This is a genomic window from Micrococcus endophyticus (assembly GCF_014205115.1).
GTDB lineage: Bacteria > Actinomycetota > Actinomycetes > Actinomycetales > Micrococcaceae > Micrococcus > Micrococcus endophyticus.
Window position 1 is genome coordinate 1,019,741 of record NZ_JACHMW010000001.1, and the last position, 16,387, is coordinate 1,036,127.

Annotated in this window: 16 protein-coding genes and 1 tRNA gene; 7 read left to right on the forward strand and 10 right to left on the reverse strand. The window is 73.5% G+C overall.

Going from position 1 to position 16,387, the window contains the following annotated elements; genetic code table 11:
- Positions 1-97 precede the first annotated feature (97 nt).
- Positions 98-598, reverse strand: a complete 501-nt coding sequence (locus HDA33_RS04640; protein WP_184171420.1) for a hypothetical protein — start codon at positions 596-598, stop codon at positions 98-100.
- Between the two features lie 33 nt (positions 599-631).
- Complete coding sequence (locus HDA33_RS04645) at positions 632-1,249, reverse strand: DUF2231 domain-containing protein (RefSeq protein WP_184171421.1); 618 nt, start codon at positions 1,247-1,249, stop codon at positions 632-634.
- Between the two features lie 158 nt (positions 1,250-1,407).
- Between HDA33_RS04645 and HDA33_RS04650 the strand changes: the two genes are divergently transcribed.
- On the forward strand, positions 1,408-1,992 hold the full coding sequence (locus tag HDA33_RS04650; protein WP_184171422.1) for a hypothetical protein: 585 nt from the start codon (positions 1,408-1,410) through the stop codon (positions 1,990-1,992).
- 929 nt (positions 1,993-2,921) lie between these two features.
- On the opposite strand, the gene HDA33_RS04655 is transcribed toward HDA33_RS04650, so the two are convergent.
- From HDA33_RS04655 to HDA33_RS04680, 6 genes are all read right to left on the reverse strand, one after another.
- Complete coding sequence (locus HDA33_RS04655) at positions 2,922-3,266, reverse strand: AzlD domain-containing protein (RefSeq protein ID WP_184171423.1); 345 nt, start codon at positions 3,264-3,266, stop codon at positions 2,922-2,924.
- Complete coding sequence (locus HDA33_RS04660; RefSeq protein WP_184171424.1) at positions 3,263-4,084, reverse strand: AzlC family ABC transporter permease; 822 nt, start codon at positions 4,082-4,084, stop codon at positions 3,263-3,265. The genes HDA33_RS04655 and HDA33_RS04660 overlap by 4 nt, the downstream gene beginning before the upstream one ends.
- A 15-nt stretch (positions 4,085-4,099) precedes the next feature.
- Positions 4,100-4,735, reverse strand: a complete 636-nt coding sequence (locus tag HDA33_RS04665; protein ID WP_184171425.1) for a class I SAM-dependent methyltransferase — start codon at positions 4,733-4,735, stop codon at positions 4,100-4,102.
- A gap of 330 nt (positions 4,736-5,065) precedes the next feature.
- Positions 5,066-5,139: transfer RNA gene (locus HDA33_RS04670), tRNA-Val, on the reverse strand.
- A gap of 15 nt (positions 5,140-5,154) precedes the next feature.
- Positions 5,155-5,667, reverse strand: a complete 513-nt coding sequence (locus HDA33_RS04675) for a redoxin domain-containing protein (protein ID WP_338104251.1) — start codon at positions 5,665-5,667, stop codon at positions 5,155-5,157.
- A 100-nt stretch (positions 5,668-5,767) separates the two neighbouring features.
- Complete coding sequence (locus HDA33_RS04680) at positions 5,768-6,199, reverse strand: DUF3052 domain-containing protein (RefSeq protein WP_184171427.1); 432 nt, start codon at positions 6,197-6,199, stop codon at positions 5,768-5,770.
- Positions 6,200-6,453: 254 nt separating this feature from the next.
- Here HDA33_RS04680 and aceE point away from each other — a divergent pair, with 254 nt between their 5' ends.
- The 6 genes from aceE to fabF all read left to right on the forward strand — a co-directional run bounded on the left by aceE (position 6,454) and on the right by fabF (position 14,454).
- Positions 6,454-9,204: a pyruvate dehydrogenase (acetyl-transferring), homodimeric type gene (gene aceE, locus HDA33_RS04685; RefSeq protein ID WP_184171429.1), complete on the forward strand. Its 2,751-nt coding sequence runs from the start codon at positions 6,454-6,456 to the stop codon at positions 9,202-9,204.
- Positions 9,205-9,386: 182 nt separating this feature from the next.
- A complete protein-coding gene (locus HDA33_RS12875; protein ID WP_184171431.1) occupies positions 9,387-10,589 on the forward strand; it encodes a PucR family transcriptional regulator in 1,203 nt (400 codons plus the stop codon).
- A gap of 108 nt (positions 10,590-10,697) precedes the next feature.
- The gene (locus HDA33_RS04695) at positions 10,698-11,621 is read left to right on the forward strand and encodes an ACP S-malonyltransferase (RefSeq protein ID WP_158494785.1); all 924 of its coding nucleotides are present in this window, start codon (positions 10,698-10,700) and stop codon (positions 11,619-11,621) included.
- 32 nt (positions 11,622-11,653) lie between these two features.
- The gene (locus tag HDA33_RS04700; protein ID WP_184171433.1) at positions 11,654-12,706 is read left to right on the forward strand and encodes a beta-ketoacyl-ACP synthase III; all 1,053 of its coding nucleotides are present in this window, start codon (positions 11,654-11,656) and stop codon (positions 12,704-12,706) included.
- Between the two features lie 65 nt (positions 12,707-12,771).
- On the forward strand, positions 12,772-13,017 hold the full coding sequence (locus HDA33_RS04705; protein WP_184171435.1) for an acyl carrier protein: 246 nt from the start codon (positions 12,772-12,774) through the stop codon (positions 13,015-13,017).
- Between the two features lie 192 nt (positions 13,018-13,209).
- The gene (gene fabF / locus HDA33_RS04710; protein WP_184171437.1) at positions 13,210-14,454 is read left to right on the forward strand and encodes a beta-ketoacyl-ACP synthase II; all 1,245 of its coding nucleotides are present in this window, start codon (positions 13,210-13,212) and stop codon (positions 14,452-14,454) included.
- Between the two features lie 120 nt (positions 14,455-14,574).
- Here fabF and HDA33_RS04715 read toward each other — a convergent pair whose 3' ends face one another.
- Both HDA33_RS04715 and HDA33_RS04720 read right to left on the reverse strand, forming a co-directional pair.
- The gene (locus HDA33_RS04715) at positions 14,575-15,078 is read right to left on the reverse strand and encodes a DUF3145 domain-containing protein (protein ID WP_184171440.1); all 504 of its coding nucleotides are present in this window, start codon (positions 15,076-15,078) and stop codon (positions 14,575-14,577) included.
- Between the two features lie 243 nt (positions 15,079-15,321).
- Positions 15,322-16,368, reverse strand: a complete 1,047-nt coding sequence (locus tag HDA33_RS04720; RefSeq protein ID WP_184171443.1) for a tyrosine recombinase XerC — start codon at positions 16,366-16,368, stop codon at positions 15,322-15,324.
- Between the last annotated feature and the right edge of the window lie 19 nt (positions 16,369-16,387).

Sequence of the window (16,387 nt, forward strand, 5' to 3'; positions counted from 1 at the left end):
GATGAGGAAGCCTGGCCCGGCAGCGCAGCCGGGTGAACAGCAGGTGAACCCTGGGAGGCGAACGGTCACGACCCCGGGCCGGCGAGGGCCGGCCGGCTCAGCCGCGCGGGCCGACGCCCAGGAGCTCGTCGATCGCCGCGACGGCGGCATGCGCCGCGTCGACGTCGGCGAACTGGGCGACGGCGTCGTCGTACCGGCGGTGGCCGGGCAGCTTCAGGCCCACCGTGGCGCCGTCGGTGACGGGCAGAATCCAGATCCGGCCGCGCGGCTCCACGTCGCGGGACTCGGCGACGTCGGCCTCCTCGAACTCGCGGTCGTAGCCGGCCCACTCGACGCCGGGGCGCGGGGTGTCGGCGCCGTCGAGGACGTCGCGTCCGCCCATGCGCAGGCAGGTGACGGACTGGAGCAGGGCGTCGAGCGTGCGGGCCGCCGCCTTGCCCGCCAGCTCGTCCTGGAAGAGGCCGAGGATGGACCACTGCCCGTCCTGCAGGAACAGCATGGTCTGCCTGGCCTCGCCGCCGGTGATGACGGCGAGGTGACGGGCGGCGCCGTCGGGGCGGGCGGGGAGCTTCCAGAAGCCGAGGGGGGTGGCGGACATGCGCTCCACCCTACTGCTCGGTCCGCGACCCGTTCAGTGGGCGGGGGCGTCCTGCGGGGTGGACGCACCGTGCCGGGCGCCGAACGTGGGGTCGTGCGTGCCGACCTTGCGGGCGGCGGCGAGGTGGCCGCCCAGGTAGGCCGCCGCGCCCGCAACGCCCATGCCGCCCAGCCCGAGGGCAACGCCCAGACGGTGCCGGCCGGCCACCCGCGCGGCGAGTGAGGCGGCCTGCAGCGTCATGCCCGCCGCGTTGCCGGCCGCGTGCACCACGCCGACGCGCCGTTCGGGGCGGCCCGCCGAGGCGTACTCCGCCCACCCGGTGACGGCGGCCGGGACGGCGGAGGCGAGCCCGATGCCGGTCAGCAGGGTGGCGCCGCCGCGGGCGTCCTCGCCGCCGAGCAGGTCCAGGGCGGTGGCGCTCATCCAGGTGCCCATCGGCACCTCGATCAGCAACGGATGCAGGGCGTGCCCCAGCCAGGCGCCCTGCAGGGCTGCGCGCCGGACCGGGCCCGCCACGAGGGTCGAGGAGAGGGCGTCGCCCGCGGCGACGGCCGGATCCAGGGCACGGGCCTGCTCGAGGTGGTGCAGCGCGGGGCTGAGCGGGCCGGTGGGGCGGGGTGCGGGGCGGCGGGTGCGGCGCGACTCGGTCATCATTTGTCCTGGTCAGGGCCCGAGGAAGCCGGGCGGGGGCGGTGCGCTCACGCTAGCGCCGGGCGGTCGCCCACGCCCAGGACCGAGACCCGGCAGGACGAGGACCGCAGCGCCGCCGGGTCCTCACCCGCGCGGGCCCGATCTGCCAGGGTGGATTGATGGGACTGCTGCGCGACCTGTTCTCCCGTTCCTCCTCCGGCGCCGTCGAGGTGCTCGCGGCCCGGCTGGAGAACGCTCCGGCCATCGTGGCGGCGGCCGGACGGGCCGACATGCCGGTGTCCGTGGCCGCGGCGCTGGCGGAGCTCGAGTCCGGCGGGCGCAACGTGTTCGGCCGCGACCGCGGCGGCGTGTTCGCGACCCCCGGCGCACCCCCGGTGGCGGTCACGCGCGAGCGGGTGGCCGAGCTGCGGCGCCGGGTCGCGGCCGGGGAGACCTCCAACGGGGTGGGTCCGGCGCAGATCACGTGGCCGCCGTTCTTCGACCGCGCGGACGCCGAGGGCCTCGACCTGGCCGAACCGGAGGACAACCTGACCCTCGGCCTGCGCATCCTGCACGAGCACGCGGCCGGGGACCTCTCCTCGGACGGGCTCGAGCGGGCGGGGACGCTGTACAACGCGGGCACGCTCGCCGGCGGGGTCACCGGCTATGGCCGCCGCCTGGCCCGGGCCACGCGGCAGTTGGCCGGGCGGCTGGGCGAGCCTGCCTATCCGTCGTCGTCTGTCCACAAGGCAGGAGCCACTTAGATCACATCGACGGCCGCTACTCTGGGGGGGTCGTAAGTTTCCCACATTGGATGCGGAATGACCGATCCCGGCCCGTATGCCGCACCCTTCTCCACGATATGGCGGTTCTCCCAGTATGCAATTTTTTCAGCAACCGGACCATAGCCCGTGATCGAATATCCAACTACCACCATGTGACGCTGGAGACGAAAGAATATCTCCTCCTCGGACAACTCTCTTAAGGTCAGATGCGTATCAGCCACAAGTAGACCCAGTCGTGGAACCAGTTTCATGGGAAAGGTGCGCCGTCCATGAAAATCAGCCAGTACCGGATACATATGTATAACGGGTGAGACATAACCCGCATCCCCACGGTTAGGCCGGATTATCTTGACGTGATGCACAGTTACCTCTCGATGGGTGCACCCGATGCCCAGGAAAAGCGCCAGGTCGTTTTGTGCAACTCGCTCCGAGCTTGGCTCCCCGGGCTCCACCCAAACAGAGGGGCGCACCCACTCGTCCACCCATGATCTACTGAGCACAAGTGCTCCGGCGGCGAACTCTATATCAACGTTCGCTATCTCAAGGCGCAACGCTTCGTTCGTAGCTTCTACAGAATGCCGAGACAATCTTGCGGACTCCACCGCCGACTCGGCCATCGACTTGCTGACTCCCACAGACTTCCACGTAATCACGAGAAGAACAAGGGTCGCGGCCAATGAAGCAACAGACGTCAGCGCACTCCAGTCCATAGGGCCAAGAAACTCGAATACTCCCCGGCCTCTCAGCAAGTCGCCCCAACCTTCATGCGCGACATCCCATCTAAGCGCTGCGGCACAGCACATTGTGGCAATCGTGAGCCAAAGCGCTAAAATAAGCGGGCATGAAATGGGACTGCAAACACAAATACCCATAACCACTCCATTCAAATACAATCATTAGATTCTACATTAAGGGGTATTAATCAGGAGGACGTAGGCCAACGTGCCGGCGGCGATCGAGAGCAGCGTGCGGCGCCCGGCCAGCAGGTGGACCGCCACGGTCACCGCGGCGGCGACGAGCGCGTGCAGCACACGGGTGCCGTCCACGGGCGCGCCGGGGGCGAGGGCGGCGGCGTCGAGCAGCATCACGAGCGCGAGGATCGTGAGCACGCCGGCGGGCATCCACACGGCCAGGCGCGCCACGAGGGCCGACTCACGCAGCGGCCGCAGCAGGGCGAAGGGCAGGGCACGCAGGGCGAAGGTGACCAGGCCCGCGACCACGGCCGCGGCCACGAGGTAGGCGGCGCCGCTCATCGGGCCTCCTCCCCCGCGGCCGGCACGGGCTCGCCGCGGCCGGGGACCACGGGCACGGGGCCGGTGACGGGCGTCGGCTCCGGCAGGGGCAGGGACGCGCCGCGCGCGGCGAGCAGGTGGAGGGCGACGAGCGCCGCGGCGTCGAGGGCGAACGCCACCACGAGCAGACGCCCCGGGGCGATCAGCAGCGCCACCCCGACGGCGAGCGTGGCCACCAGCACCAGCGGCACCTGGCGGCGGGTGCGGGCCGCGTCCAGGGCCAGGACGATGAACAGGGCGACGAGCGCGAACTCGAGCCCCTCCACCGGGCCCGGCAGCAGCCAGGCCACCGCGACGCCCGCGAGCCCGCCGAGCACCCAGTAGGCGTGCAGCGCGACCTGCAGGGCGATCAGCCGCGGCGCGGTCCAGCCGCGCGGGTGGGAGGCGGCGATCGCGTAGGCCTCGTCGATCAGCGCGCCCATCGAGTACAGCCGGGCCAGCGGATGCCGGACCACGCGCAGCGGGAAGCTGAACGCGTAGAACACGTGCCGGAAGTTCACGAGGAACACCGTCACCGCGATCGTGAGCAGGGGCGTGGCGGCCACCGCGAGGGAGACGAGCAGCAGCTCCACGGAGCCGGCGAACACCACCACGGAGAACAGCGGCGCCACCCACGCGGGCAGGCCGGCCTGGACCACGAGCATCCCGAAGGCCACACCCAGCGGGAACAGGCCGAGCCCGGCGGCCAGGGACAGGCGGACGCCGGTGCGGACCTCCGCCCCGCGCGACGGCGGCGGGGCGGGGTGCGGCGAGGAGCGGGGCGCAGAGGGTGCGTTCATGACGGGGTCAGGGTCTCACACGGGCGAGTGGTCGGACGGTCGTCGCGGGGCGCGGGCGAGGACGGTGAACACGTGCCAGTGCTTCGGTCCGGAGAACGCGGGGCCGCGCTCGGACCGCTCGGTCAGCTCCACGACCTCCAGGCCTCGCAGGAGGTCCTCCACCTCGGGGCGGGTCAGGTAGGTCCCGGCGTCCGAGGACCAGTCGTCCTCCGCCCCGAAGAGGTCGACGGCGAGGACGCCGCCCGGCACCAGGGCGGCACGGATGCGGGACCACACGGCGTCGAAGGCGTGCCGCGGGACGAAGGGCAGGGCGGCGTTGGCGAGCACCAGGTCCGCGGCGGGCAGGGGGTCCCAGTCCTCGATGCGCCCCGTGCGATGGTCCAGGGCTCCCCCGGCGGCGAGGGCCGCCATGGCGGGGGCGATGCTCGGGTCTGCGTCGATGGTGCTCACGGTCAGGCCCAGGGCCAGCAGGTGGCGCGCCTCGACGCCGGCCCCGCACCCGAGCTCGACGGCGTGGCGGGCGCGGAGGTCGGCATCGGCGGCGAGGGCGTCGACGGCCCGGGCCGTGAGCGGCCGGATCCGGCCCCGGCCGGCCTGCGCGGCGTTGTACGCGGCCCAGTCGCTGCGGCTCGTCGGCGCGGGGGTCGTCATGTGCTGAGTCTGCCATCCGGGCTGGCCGGGAAGCCCCGCCCGTGACGAGCCGGCGACGCCGCCGCAGGGATGGGCGCTCGAGGGCCCGGGGACCGGTGCGGCTGCGCCGCTGTTTCCGGCGGATCGACGGAAACGGCCCGGATCGACGGCCGTTCCGTCGGTCTCGACCGATTCCGTCGATCCCACGGGTTCGAGGAGGGGGATCCGGCCGGGGTGGGGCCGGGGACGGACCGGCGGCAGGAATGACAGCGGCGGGGGCGGAACGAGCCCACAGGAAGGCCGTGAGCCGGACCGCCGCTTTCTCAGCGACGGCCCGGCTCAGGGCGGGGGTGGACCCAGACGGACTCGAACCGCCGACACCCGCGGTGTAAACGCGGTGCTCTGACCAACTGAGCTATGGGTCCCGGTGAGGGTCCAGGCTACCGGTCGCCGAGCAGGGCGCGCGTCGCCGCCTCGTGCTCCGTCCGCGAGCGCGGCCAGCCCGGGGCGGCCGTCACCCGAGCGGCCTCGACGCCGTCCGCGTCCAGCAGCACGGACACGCGGCGGGCGCGGCCGGACGCCGCGTCGAACGCGTCCAGCGCCGCGCAGGCCGCGCCGTGCGGCCAGAAGTCGGAGAGCAGGACCAGATCCTCGGGCAGTCCCAGCTCCTCGCGGACCCGACGCAGCACGGGGCCCGCGTCGCAGGCGAGGACCCGCACCGCCACGCCGTCGGCGGCGAGGTCCGTGGCCAGCTCCCCCAGCCAGCCCAGCTCGCCGGTGCACACCGGGGTGAACGCGCCGGGCAGGAGGACGAGCCACGTGGCCCACGGCGCGGCCGCGTCCTCGGGCCCGCGGGTCGGCGGCCAGGGCCAGTCCTGGCCACGGTCGTCCCGCAGGGCGGGGACGGCACCGGGCTCCTCGGCCACCGCGCTTCTGCGCGGGTCCTCAGCCACCGCGCTTCTGCGCGGGTCGTCAGCCACCGCGCTTCTGCGCGGGTCGTCAGCCACCGCGCTTCTGCGCGGGTCGTCAGCCACCGCGCTTCTGCACGGGTCGTCAGCCACCGCGCTTCTGCACGAGCCGCTGGGCCGCCCAGTCCTCGGAGACGCCCGCGCCGGTCGTGGCATGCAGGCCCGCGGTGCCGGCGGCCTCCTGCACGTCCGCCGGGTTCACGTGCCCGGCCCGGCCCTTGCGCGGGGTCATCAACCACACGGGGCCGGAGTCCAGGGAGCGCTGGGCGTCCACGAGCGCGTCCGCGAGGTCCGTGACGTCGCCGTCCTCGGCGCGCCACCAGTACAGGACGGCGTCCGCCGGCTCCTGGTCCTCCTCGGTCAGCAGCTCCTCGCCGAGGGCGTCCTCCAGGCCGTCGCGGAAGCTGAAGTCGACGTCGTCGTCGTACCCCCACTCCTGCACGAGGTCGCCCTGCGCGAGGGCGAGCTCCGCCAGGAGCGCGCTGTCCGTCGAGGTCGGCGTCGACCCTGCCTCCATAGTGTCCGGTCCTCCTTGATGGTGGGCGGGCACTGCGGCCCGCGCCGTCGAGCGGGTGATGGCCCCACCATACGCCGTGGGCGCCCGCGACCCGGGACGTCGTCTCGCGCGCGAGAGGCCCGCCCCGACTACTGTGGTCCCGAACAGACGCACTCCCCGGGCCACCGCCCGGCCCGGCGTCGCGGGGTCGGACCGGACCGTCTGCCCCGCAGCACACCGCGGAGCACCCCTCCGCACGACAGCCAGGAGGCACCGTGAGCGCAGCCGAAGAGAGTTCCCAGATCCTCAGCGGCCTGACCCATCAGTTCCCGGACAAGGATCCGCAGGAGACCGCCGAGTGGATCGAGTCGCTCGACGGGCTCATCGAAGAGCGGGGCACCGAGCGCGCGCAGTTCATCATGCGCTCGCTGCTCCAGCGCGCGGGGGCGAAGTCCGTGGGCGTGCCGATGGTCACCACCACGGACTACGTCAACACGATCCCCGCCGACCAGGAGCCCGAGTACCCCGGCGACGAGGAGCTCGAGCGCCGCTACCGCAACTACCTGCGCTGGAACGCCGCGGCCATCGTGCAGCGCGCCCAGAAGGAGGGCATCGGCGTCGGCGGCCACATCTCCTCGTACGCCGGCCAGGCGACCCTCTACGAGGTGGGCCTGAACCACTTCTTCCGCGGCCAGGACCACCCCGGCGGCGGCGACCACATCTTCTTCCAGGGCCACTCCTCCCCGGGCAACTACGCCCGCGCGTTCCTCGAGGGCCGCCTCACCGAGGAGGACCTGGACGGCTTCCGCCAGGAGAAGTCCCGCCAGGGCCACGCCCTGTCCTCCTACCCGCACCCGCGGATGATGCCGGACTTCTGGCAGTTCCCCACCGTGTCCATGGGCCTGGGCCCGATGAACGCGATCTTCCAGGCGCAGACCAACCGGTACCTGCACAACCACGGGATCAAGGACACCTCCGACCAGCACGTCTGGGCGTTCCTCGGCGACGGCGAGATGGACGAGCCCGAGTCGCGCGGCCAGCTGCACGTGGCGGCCAACGACAAGCTCGACAACCTGACCTTCGTCATCAACTGCAACCTGCAGCGCCTCGACGGCCCGGTGCGTGGCAACGGCAAGATCGTCCAGGAGCTGGAGTCCTACTTCCGCGGCGCCGGCTGGAACGTCATCAAGGTCCTGTGGGGCCGCGAGTGGGATCCGCTGCTCGAGGCCGACGACGAGGGCGAGCTCGTGCGCATCATGAACGAGACGCTCGACGGCGACTACCAGACCTACAAGGCCGAGTCCGGCGGCTTCGTCCGCGACCACTTCTTCGGCCGCTCCTCCGCCACCAAGGAGATGGTGGCGGACATGAGCGACGACGAGATCTGGGGCCTGAAGCGCGGCGGCCACGACTACCGCAAGGTCTACGCCGCCTACAAGTCCGCCATGGAGCACAAGGGCCAGCCCACCGTGATCCTCGCGCACACCATCAAGGGCTACGGCCTGGGCAAGTCCTTCGAGGGCCGCAACGCGACCCACCAGATGAAGAAGATGACGGTCGAGGACATCAAGGTGTTCCGCGACCGCCACCGCATCCCCGTCACGGACGAGCAGATCGAGCGCGACCCCTACGACATCCCGTACTACCACCCGGGCCAGGACGCCCCGGAGATCAAGTACCTGATGGAGCGGCGCAAGGAGCTCGGCGGCTTCGTCCCCGAGCGTCGGGCGAAGCACCACAGCATCCCGGTACCCCCGGAGGCCGCCTACAAGCAGGCGCGCAAGGGCTCGGGCAAGCAGCAGGCGGCCACCACCATGGCGTTCGTCCGGCTGCTCAAGGACCTGATGCGGGACAAGAACATGGGCTCGCGCATCGTGCCGATCATCCCGGACGAGGCCCGCACCTTCGGCATGGACTCGTTCTTCCCGACGGCGAAGATCTACAACCCCAAGGGCCAGAACTACCTGTCCGTGGACCGCGACCTCTTCCTGTCCTACAAGGAGTCGCCGCAGGGGAAGATCTACCACGTCGGCATCAACGAGGACGGCGCCACCGCCGCCTTCAACGCGGTGGGCACGGCGTACTCCACCCACGGCGAGCCGATGATCCCCGTCTACATCTTCTACTCGATGTTCGGGTTCCAGCGGACGGCCGACAACGTCTGGGCCGCCGGCGACCAGCTCGCGCGCGGCTTCATGATCGGCGCGACGGCGGGCCGCACCACGCTCGCGGGCGAGGGCACCCAGCACATGGACGGCCACTCCCCCGTGATCGCGGGCACCAACCCGGCCGTGAAGCACTACGACCCGGCGTACTCCTACGAGATCGCGCACATCGTGCGTCAGGGCTTCGAGGACATGTACGGCGAGCACGACCGCGGCGAGGACGTCCGCAACGTCATCTACTACCTCACGGTCTACAACGAGCCGATCCACCACATCGACGAGCCCGAGGACCTGGACGTGGAGGGCCTGCTCAAGGGCATCTACCGCCTCTCCGAGGGGCAGGGCGACGGCCCGAAGGTCCAGCTGATGGGCTCCGGCGTCTCGCTGCCGTGGGCCGTGGAGGCGCAGGGCATCCTCGCCGAGGAGTGGGGCGTGAACGCGTCCGTGTGGTCGGTGACCTCGTACAACGAGCTGTACCGCGACGCCGTCGCGGCGGAGAAGGACGCCCTCAAGGACCCGTCGGCCGCCCCGCGCGTGCCGTACGTGACCCAGAAGCTCGAGGGCGCCGAGGGCCCCGTGGTGGCCACCTCGGACTTCGCCACCTCGTGGACGAACCAGATCCGCCCGTTCATCCCGAACCGGTTCGCGGCCCTGGGCGCCGACGAGTTCGGCTTCGCCGACACCCGTTCGGCGGCGCGCCGGTACTTCCTCATCGACTCCCACTCGATGGTGGTCCGCGCCCTGCAGCTCCTCGAGGAGGAGGGCTCCGTGGAGAAGGGCACCGCCGCGAAGGCCCACGAGAAGTACCGCCTGGACGACGTGAACGCCGGCACCACCGGCAACGCGGGCGGCGACGCCTGACCCGTCCGTCCCGGGGGCGCTGAGTCGCTCCCCGGCCCGGCATCGGCCGGCCGCCTCCCCTGCGGAGGCGGCCGGCCGTCGTCGTCCCCGGGCCCCTCGCGGCCCCGCGGCAGGGCGCGCCGGGGGCCGGGCCCGACGGCGCCGCTGTAGGAACCCCACAACGCGGCCCTAGGATGGAGCGCATGCCCGAGCCCCGATCCGCCGCCCCGCGCCCCGTGAGCACCGAGGGGCGCGCCCGCCTGCGCAGCCACCTGGGCGCCCTCAACACGGCCGTGCTGCAGCGGCTCGACGCCACGCTGCCCTGGTACCGAGGGCTGACCCCGGACGAGCGCAGCGCCCTCGGTCTCGTGGCCCAGCGCGCCCTGCAGGGCTTCATCTCCTGGTTCGATCGCCCGACGACGGCAGGCCACGTCCTCCAGGACGTCTTCGGCCCGGCGCCGACCGACCTCACGCGCGCCATCTCCCTGAAGCGCGCGCTGCAGCTGATCCGCACGATGGTGGACGTCGTGGAGACCCGCGTGCCCGAGCTGCTGGCCGAGCGGGACCAGGCGCCCATCCGCGAGCACGTCCTGCACTACTCCCGGGAGGTCGCCTTCGCCCTGGCAGACGTCTACGCGCGCGCCGCGGAGATGCGCGGGGCGATGGACTCCCGGCTCGAGGCGGTGCTCCTGGACGCCGTACTGCGCGGCCAGGACCCGGACGAGATCCGCCACCGCGCCACGGCGCTGGGCTGGCGCGGGGACCACCGCGTCATGGTGATGGCGGGCCTGGCGCCGGGCCAGGACCAGCCGGCCTTCATCCCGGGGCTGCGCCGGGCGGCCGCGAAGCTGGACTGCGACCTGCTCGTGGGCGTGCAGGCGGAGCGGCTCGTGCTCGTGATCGGCTCGGTCACGGACGCGCAGGTGGTGGGCGAGGCCCTCACGCCCTGGTTCGCCCCGGGCCCGGTGATCCTCGGCCCCGTGGTGGACTCCCTCGTGGAGGCGCACGTCTCGGCCCGGCACACGCTCGCCGGGCTCGGCGCCGCCCCCGCGCACCCGCGCGCCGTGCGGCCCACGCCGGCCGAGGACCTGCTGCCGGAGCGGGCGCTGCTGGGCGACCCCACGGCCTGCGAGGCCCTCGTGGACGGCGTGTACGCGCCGCTGACGGACGCCGGCACCGCGCTGCTGGAGACGGTGGACGCGTACGGCGCGCTCGGCCACTCCCTCGAGGGCACGGCGCGGGAGCTCTTCGTCCACGCGAACACGGTGCGGTACCGCCTCAAGCGGGTGGCCGAGGTGACGGGCTGGGACCCCCTGGTCCCCCGGGACGCGTACGTGCTGCAGACGGCAGTGACCCTCGGGCGGCTCGCCGGGTCCCGGCCGGGCGTCGCCGAGGCCTCCGCCTGAGGCGGCCTCGCCGAGCGCCCGAAATTGTAGGAACCCTCCAAAACGGCTCGCCGGGGTTCGTGGCCCCGTCTCCCCGACTCCGGGCGTGAACCCTGACACCATGGAGGAATGCTTGCCATCGTGTGCCCCGGACAGGGCTCCCAGACGCCCGGCTTCCTCTCCCCCTGGCTGGAGCTGGACGGCACCCGCGCCCTGCTCGAGTCGCTCTCGGACGCCGCGGGCGTGGACCTCGTCCGCCACGGCACCGAGTCGGACGAGGAGACCATCAAGGACACGGCGGTCGCCCAGCCGCTGATCGTGGCCGCCGGCCTGGTGGCCGCCGCCGCCCTCGAGGCCGACGCCGCCGCCCCGGCGTCAACGCTCGTCGCCGGCCACTCCGTCGGCGAGATCACCGCCGCCGCCGTCACCGGCGTGCTCTCCCCCGCCGACGCGCTCGCCCTCGTGCGGGTGCGCGCCACCGGGATGGCCCGGGCCGCCGCCGCCACGCCCACCGGCATGGCCGCCGTCGTGGGCGGGGACCAGGACGAGGTCCTGGCCGCGATCGAGGCCGCAGACCTCGCCCCCGCGAACGTCAACGGCGCCGGCCAGATCGTGGCCGCCGGCACCGCGGAGGCCCTCGCCGCCCTCGGCGAGTCCGCCCCCGCCCGTGCCCGCGTCATCCCCCTCAAGGTGGCCGGAGCGTTCCACACGGAGCACATGCGCCCCGCCGTCGAGGAGCTCGCCGCCCACGTGGCCGGGCTCTCCCCCGCGGACCCCCGCCTCACCCTGCTCTCCAACCGCGACGGCCAGGCGGTGGACGCGGGCGCCGAGGTGCTCTCCCGGATCGTGGACCAGGTGACCCGCCCCGTGCGCTGGGACCTCTGCATGGAGGCCATGGCCGAGCGGGAGGTCACGGGGGTCCTCGAGCTCCTGCCCGGTGGCACACTGACCGGACTGGCCAAGCGCGGGCTCAAGGGCACCGCTCAGCTCGCCGTGAAGACCCCCGAGGACCTGGACGCCGCGCGGGCGTTCCTGGCCGAGCACACGGCCTGAACCCCGCGCTCCGTCCCCCAGAGAGAAGCAGCATGACCGTCACCCTGAAGCAGCACGAGCGCCCCGCGGCGAGCCGCATCGCCTCCGTCGGCGCCTACCGTCCGAAGAACCTCGTCCCCAACGAGGACCTCGTCGGCCCGATCGACTCCTCGGACGAGTGGATCCGCCAGCGCACCGGCATCGTCACCCGCCAGCGCGCGACCGCGGAGGAGACCGTCCCGGCCATGGCCGTCGCCGCCGGACGCGAGGCCCTCGAGCGGGCCGGCCTGACCGGCGCGGACCTCGACGCAGTGATCGTCTCCACCGTGACGTTCCCGCACGCCACCCCCTCCGCGGCCACCCTCGTGGCCCACGAGCTCGGCGCCACCCCCGCCCCCGCCTTCGACGTCTCGGCCGCCTGCGCCGGCTACTGCTACGGCGTGGCCCAGGCCGACGCCCTGGTGCGCGCCGGCGCCGCCAAGCACGTGCTCGTCGTCGGCGTGGAGCGCCTGTCCGACCACGTGGACCCCACCGACCGCTCCATCTCCTTCCTGCTGGGCGACGGCGCGGGCGCCGTGATCGTCTCCGCCGCGGACGAGCCGGGCATCTCCCCCTCCGTGTGGGGCTCGGACGGCGAGCGCTGGGAGGCCATCTCCATGACGCACTCCCAGCTCGAGCTGCGCGACGTCGTCGAGCAGGCCCGCACCAGCGGCGACGCCTCGGCGATCACCGGCTCCGAGGAGATGGTCTGGCCCACGCTGCGCCAGGACGGCCCCTCCGTGTTCCGCTGGGCCGTGTGGTCCATGGCAAAGGTGGCCCGCGAGGCCCTCGACGCCGCCGGCGTGGAGCCCGAGGACCTCGTGGCGTTCATCCCCCACCAGGCGAACATGCGGATCATCGACGAGTTCGCCAAGCAGCTGAAGCTGCCGGAGTCCGTGACCGTGGCCCGAGACATCGCGGACGCCGGCAATACCTCCGCGGCCTCCATCCCGCTGGCCATGCACCGCCTCCTGGAGGAGGACCCGTCGCTCTCCGGCGGCCTGGCCCTGCAGATCGGCTTCGGCGCCGGGCTCGTGTACGGCGCCCAGGTGGTGCGCCTCCCCTGAGGCCGCGCCGTCTGATTCACTGACCACGTACACCCGTACGACCCCCAACAAGAAGGAGACGCCCCATGGCTTCCAAGGAAGAGATCCTCGCCGGCCTCGCCGAGATCGTGAACGAGGAGACCGGCCTCGACGCCGCCGACGTCCAGCCGGAGAAGTCCTTCACGGACGACCTGGACATCGACTCGATCTCGATGATGACCATCGTGGTCAACGCCGAGGACAAGTTCGGGGTGAAGATCCCGGACGAGGAGGTCAAGAACCTCAAGACCGTCCAGGACGCCGTCGACTTCATCGACAACGCCCAGGCCTAATCGGCCCCCGACGGCGGCGGGCCCGGCCCGCCCCGTCCGCCCGTGCGGCGCCGGGGGCGCTCCAGCGCCCCCGGCCCCCGCGGCCCCACGACTTCCCGGCACGCGCCGCCGCGCACCCTCCACCGAGGCCCTGCGCCCCGTGCCGATGACCCCTCCGCCCGCCCCACCCGAGACCCCAGAGGCAACAGACCCATGACCCGCACCGCAGTGATCACCGGCCTCGGCGCCACCACGCCCATCGGCGGCGACGTGCCCACCTTCTGGTCCAACGCCCTCAAGGGCGTCTCCGGGGCGCGCACCATGGAGCACGAGTGGGTGGAGGAGCTGGGCCTGCCCGTCACCTTCGCCGCCGAGCTCGCGGTGCCCACCGCGGACGTGCTCTCCAAGGTGGAGCAGAAGCGCCAGGACCCCGGCACCCAGATGGCCACCGTGGCCGCCCGCGAGGCGTGGCGGGACGCGGGCCTCGAGGGCATGGAGCTCGACGGCGACCGCCTCGCCGTGGCCTTCGGCACCGGCATCGGCGGCGTGTGGACCCTCCTGGACGGCTGGGACACCCTGCGCGAGCGCGGCCCCCGCCGCGTCCTGCCGATGACCGTGCCCATGCTCATGCCCAACGGCGCCGCCGGCGCCCTCTCCCTCGAGTTCGGCGCCCGTGCCGGCGCCCGCACCGTGGTGTCCGCGTGCGCCGCGGGCACCGAGGCCCTCGAGACCGCGCTGCTGCTGATCCGTTCCGGCCAGGCCGACGTCGTGATCTGCGGCGCCTCCGAGGCCGCCGTGCACCCGTTGCCGATGGCCGCGTTCGCCGCCATGCAGGCGCTGTCCAAGCGCAACGACGACCCGCAGGCCGCCTCCCGCCCCTACGACGTGGACCGGGACGGCTTCGTGCTCGGCGAGGGCGCCGGGGTCATGGTGGTGGAGTCCGAGGAGCACGCCCGCGCCCGCGGCGCCCGCGTGTACGCCGAGCTCGCCGGCACCGGCGTCACCTCCGACTCGCACCACATCACCGCCCCGGAACCCGAGGGCCTGGGCGCCACCCGCGCGATGCGCGCCGCCCTCAAGGCCGCCGACCTCACCCCCGAGGACGTGTGCCACGTGAACGCGCACGCCACCTCCACCCCCAAGGGCGACGCCCCCGAGTACCTGGCCATGAAGGCCGTGTTCGGGGACCACCTGGACCAGGTGCAGGTCTCCGCCACCAAGTCCCAGACCGGCCATCTGCTGGGCGCCTCGGGCGCGATCGAGTCGATCCTCTCCGTGCTCGCCGTGCACCACGGCCAGGCGCCCGTGACGATCAACCTGGACAACCAGGACCCGGAGATCCCGCTCAACGTGGTCACCGGGTCCCCCGCGCAGCTGCCCGAGGGCCCGCGCGTCGCCGTGAAGAACTCCTTCGGCTTCGGCGGGCACAACGCCGTGGCGGTCTTCCGCAGCGTCTGAGGTCGCCCGCTCGGCGCCGACGCGCCGGGAGACGACAGGAGGCCGGTCCCGTGCGGGGCCGGCCTCCTGCGTCGTCGGCGGGGCCGGCGGGATGCCGGCCGCCGACGAGGGCGTCGTCGGTCAGCCGACCCGGTGCAGCCAGCGCACGTTGGCGTCCGCGGCCGCGAGGCGGAACGGCTCGAGCTCCTCGTCCCAGGCCTCGCCCAGGGCGAGGGAGAGCTCGTGGAGCAGGACGGCGGGGTCCCCCGCGCCGGCCTCGTAGGCGTAGCGGATCCGGTCCTCGGAGACCATGGTGTTCCCGGAGACGTCCGTGGTGGCGTGGAAGATGCCCAGGTCCGGGGTGTGGGACCAGCGCGAGCCGTCGACGCCGGCCGAGGGCTCCTCGGTGATCTCGAAGCGCAGGTGCGGCCAGCCGCGCAGCGCGGAGGCGAGCCGGGCGCCGGTGCCGGCGGGCGCGGTCCAGCGCAGCTCGGTGCGGTGCTGGCCGGGCGCGACCGGCTGGCCCTGCCACTCGACGGGGGTCTCGGGGCCGAGCACGGAGCTCAGCGCCCATTCCACGTGCGGGCACAGGGCGGTCGGCGCGGAGAGGATGTGGACCACGCCGCGGGTGGTGGTGCTGGTCATGGATTCCTCCGTCGGGGTGCGAGGCGGTGCGTCTTCCCCTACGACCACATGACGCCGGCGGCGGAACCTCTCGTCATTGTGCATCAGGGTCCCGGGCCCGGCAACGATGCCGGGCGAGGCGTCGGCGTGTCGCGCCCGTGACGCCGGCGGGAGCACGGGGGACGACGACGGCGCGGGGGACGACGACGGCGCCGGGTCTGTACCCCGACGTGGGCCGAGGGTCCTCGGGGGGGCGTGGGCCGCTCAGGCGCGGGGGTGGGCCTGCCGGTAGCCCTCGCGGAGCCGGTCGATGGACACGTGCGTGTAGACCTGGGTGGTGCGCAGGGATGAGTGCCCGAGCACCTCCTGGACGCTGCGCAGGTCCGCGCCGCCGTCGAGCAGGTGGGTGGCGGCGGTGTGCCGCAGGGCGTGCGGGCCGCGGGCGGCGGTGTCCCCCAGCCCCTCGAGGGCCCGGTCGACGACGGCGCGCACCTGCCGGACGCCGAGGCGGCCGCCGCGCACGCCGAGGAACAGGGCGGGCCCGGAGCCGTCCCGGGCCAGACGCGGCCGGCCGAGGCGCAGCCACGCCTCGAGGGCGCGGGCCGCGGGCGCGCCGTACGGGACGGTGCGCTGGCGGTCGCCCTTGCCCGTGAGCCGGGCGACGGCCCGGCCGGGCTCGAGGTCGTCCACGTCCAGGGCGGACAGCTCGGCCACGCGGGCGCCGGTGGCGTAGAGCAGCTCGAGCAGGGCGGCGTCCCGCAGGGCCAGCGCGTGGGCGGCGGGGTCGTCGCCGACCGCCGCCTCCTCGACGCGGGCCTGGGCGCCGCCGAGAAGCCGCTCGGCCTGCTGCTCCTGGAGCACGTGGGGCAGGGTGGCGGCGGGCCGCGGCGAGCGCAGCCGCAGCGCCGGGTCGTCCTCGCGCAGCCCCTCGCGGCGCAGCCAGCCGGTGAACGTGCGGACGGCGGCCACGCGGCGGGCGAGCGTGGTGCGGGCCAGGCCGGCGTCCGTCATCGCGGCCAGCCAGCCGCGCAGGTCCTCGACGTCGACCTCGGCGAAGACGTCGGGCGCCACGGCATCGGCCTCGACGGCGGCATCCGAGGCCGCGGTTCCGGGGTGGCCGCCCCTCGTCCCCGACGCCACGTGGGCGACGAGGTCGCGCAGGTCCGTGGCGTAGGCCCGCACGGTCTGGGGGCTGCGGTTGCGCTCGTGCCGCAGGTGCTCCTCGAAGGCCTCGAGCCACGCGGCGTCCCGGGGCGAGGGCGCGAACGCCCGCGCGGCGGCGGGACGGGCGGAGGAGGACGACGAGGCCATCCCCCCACTCTGCCACCCC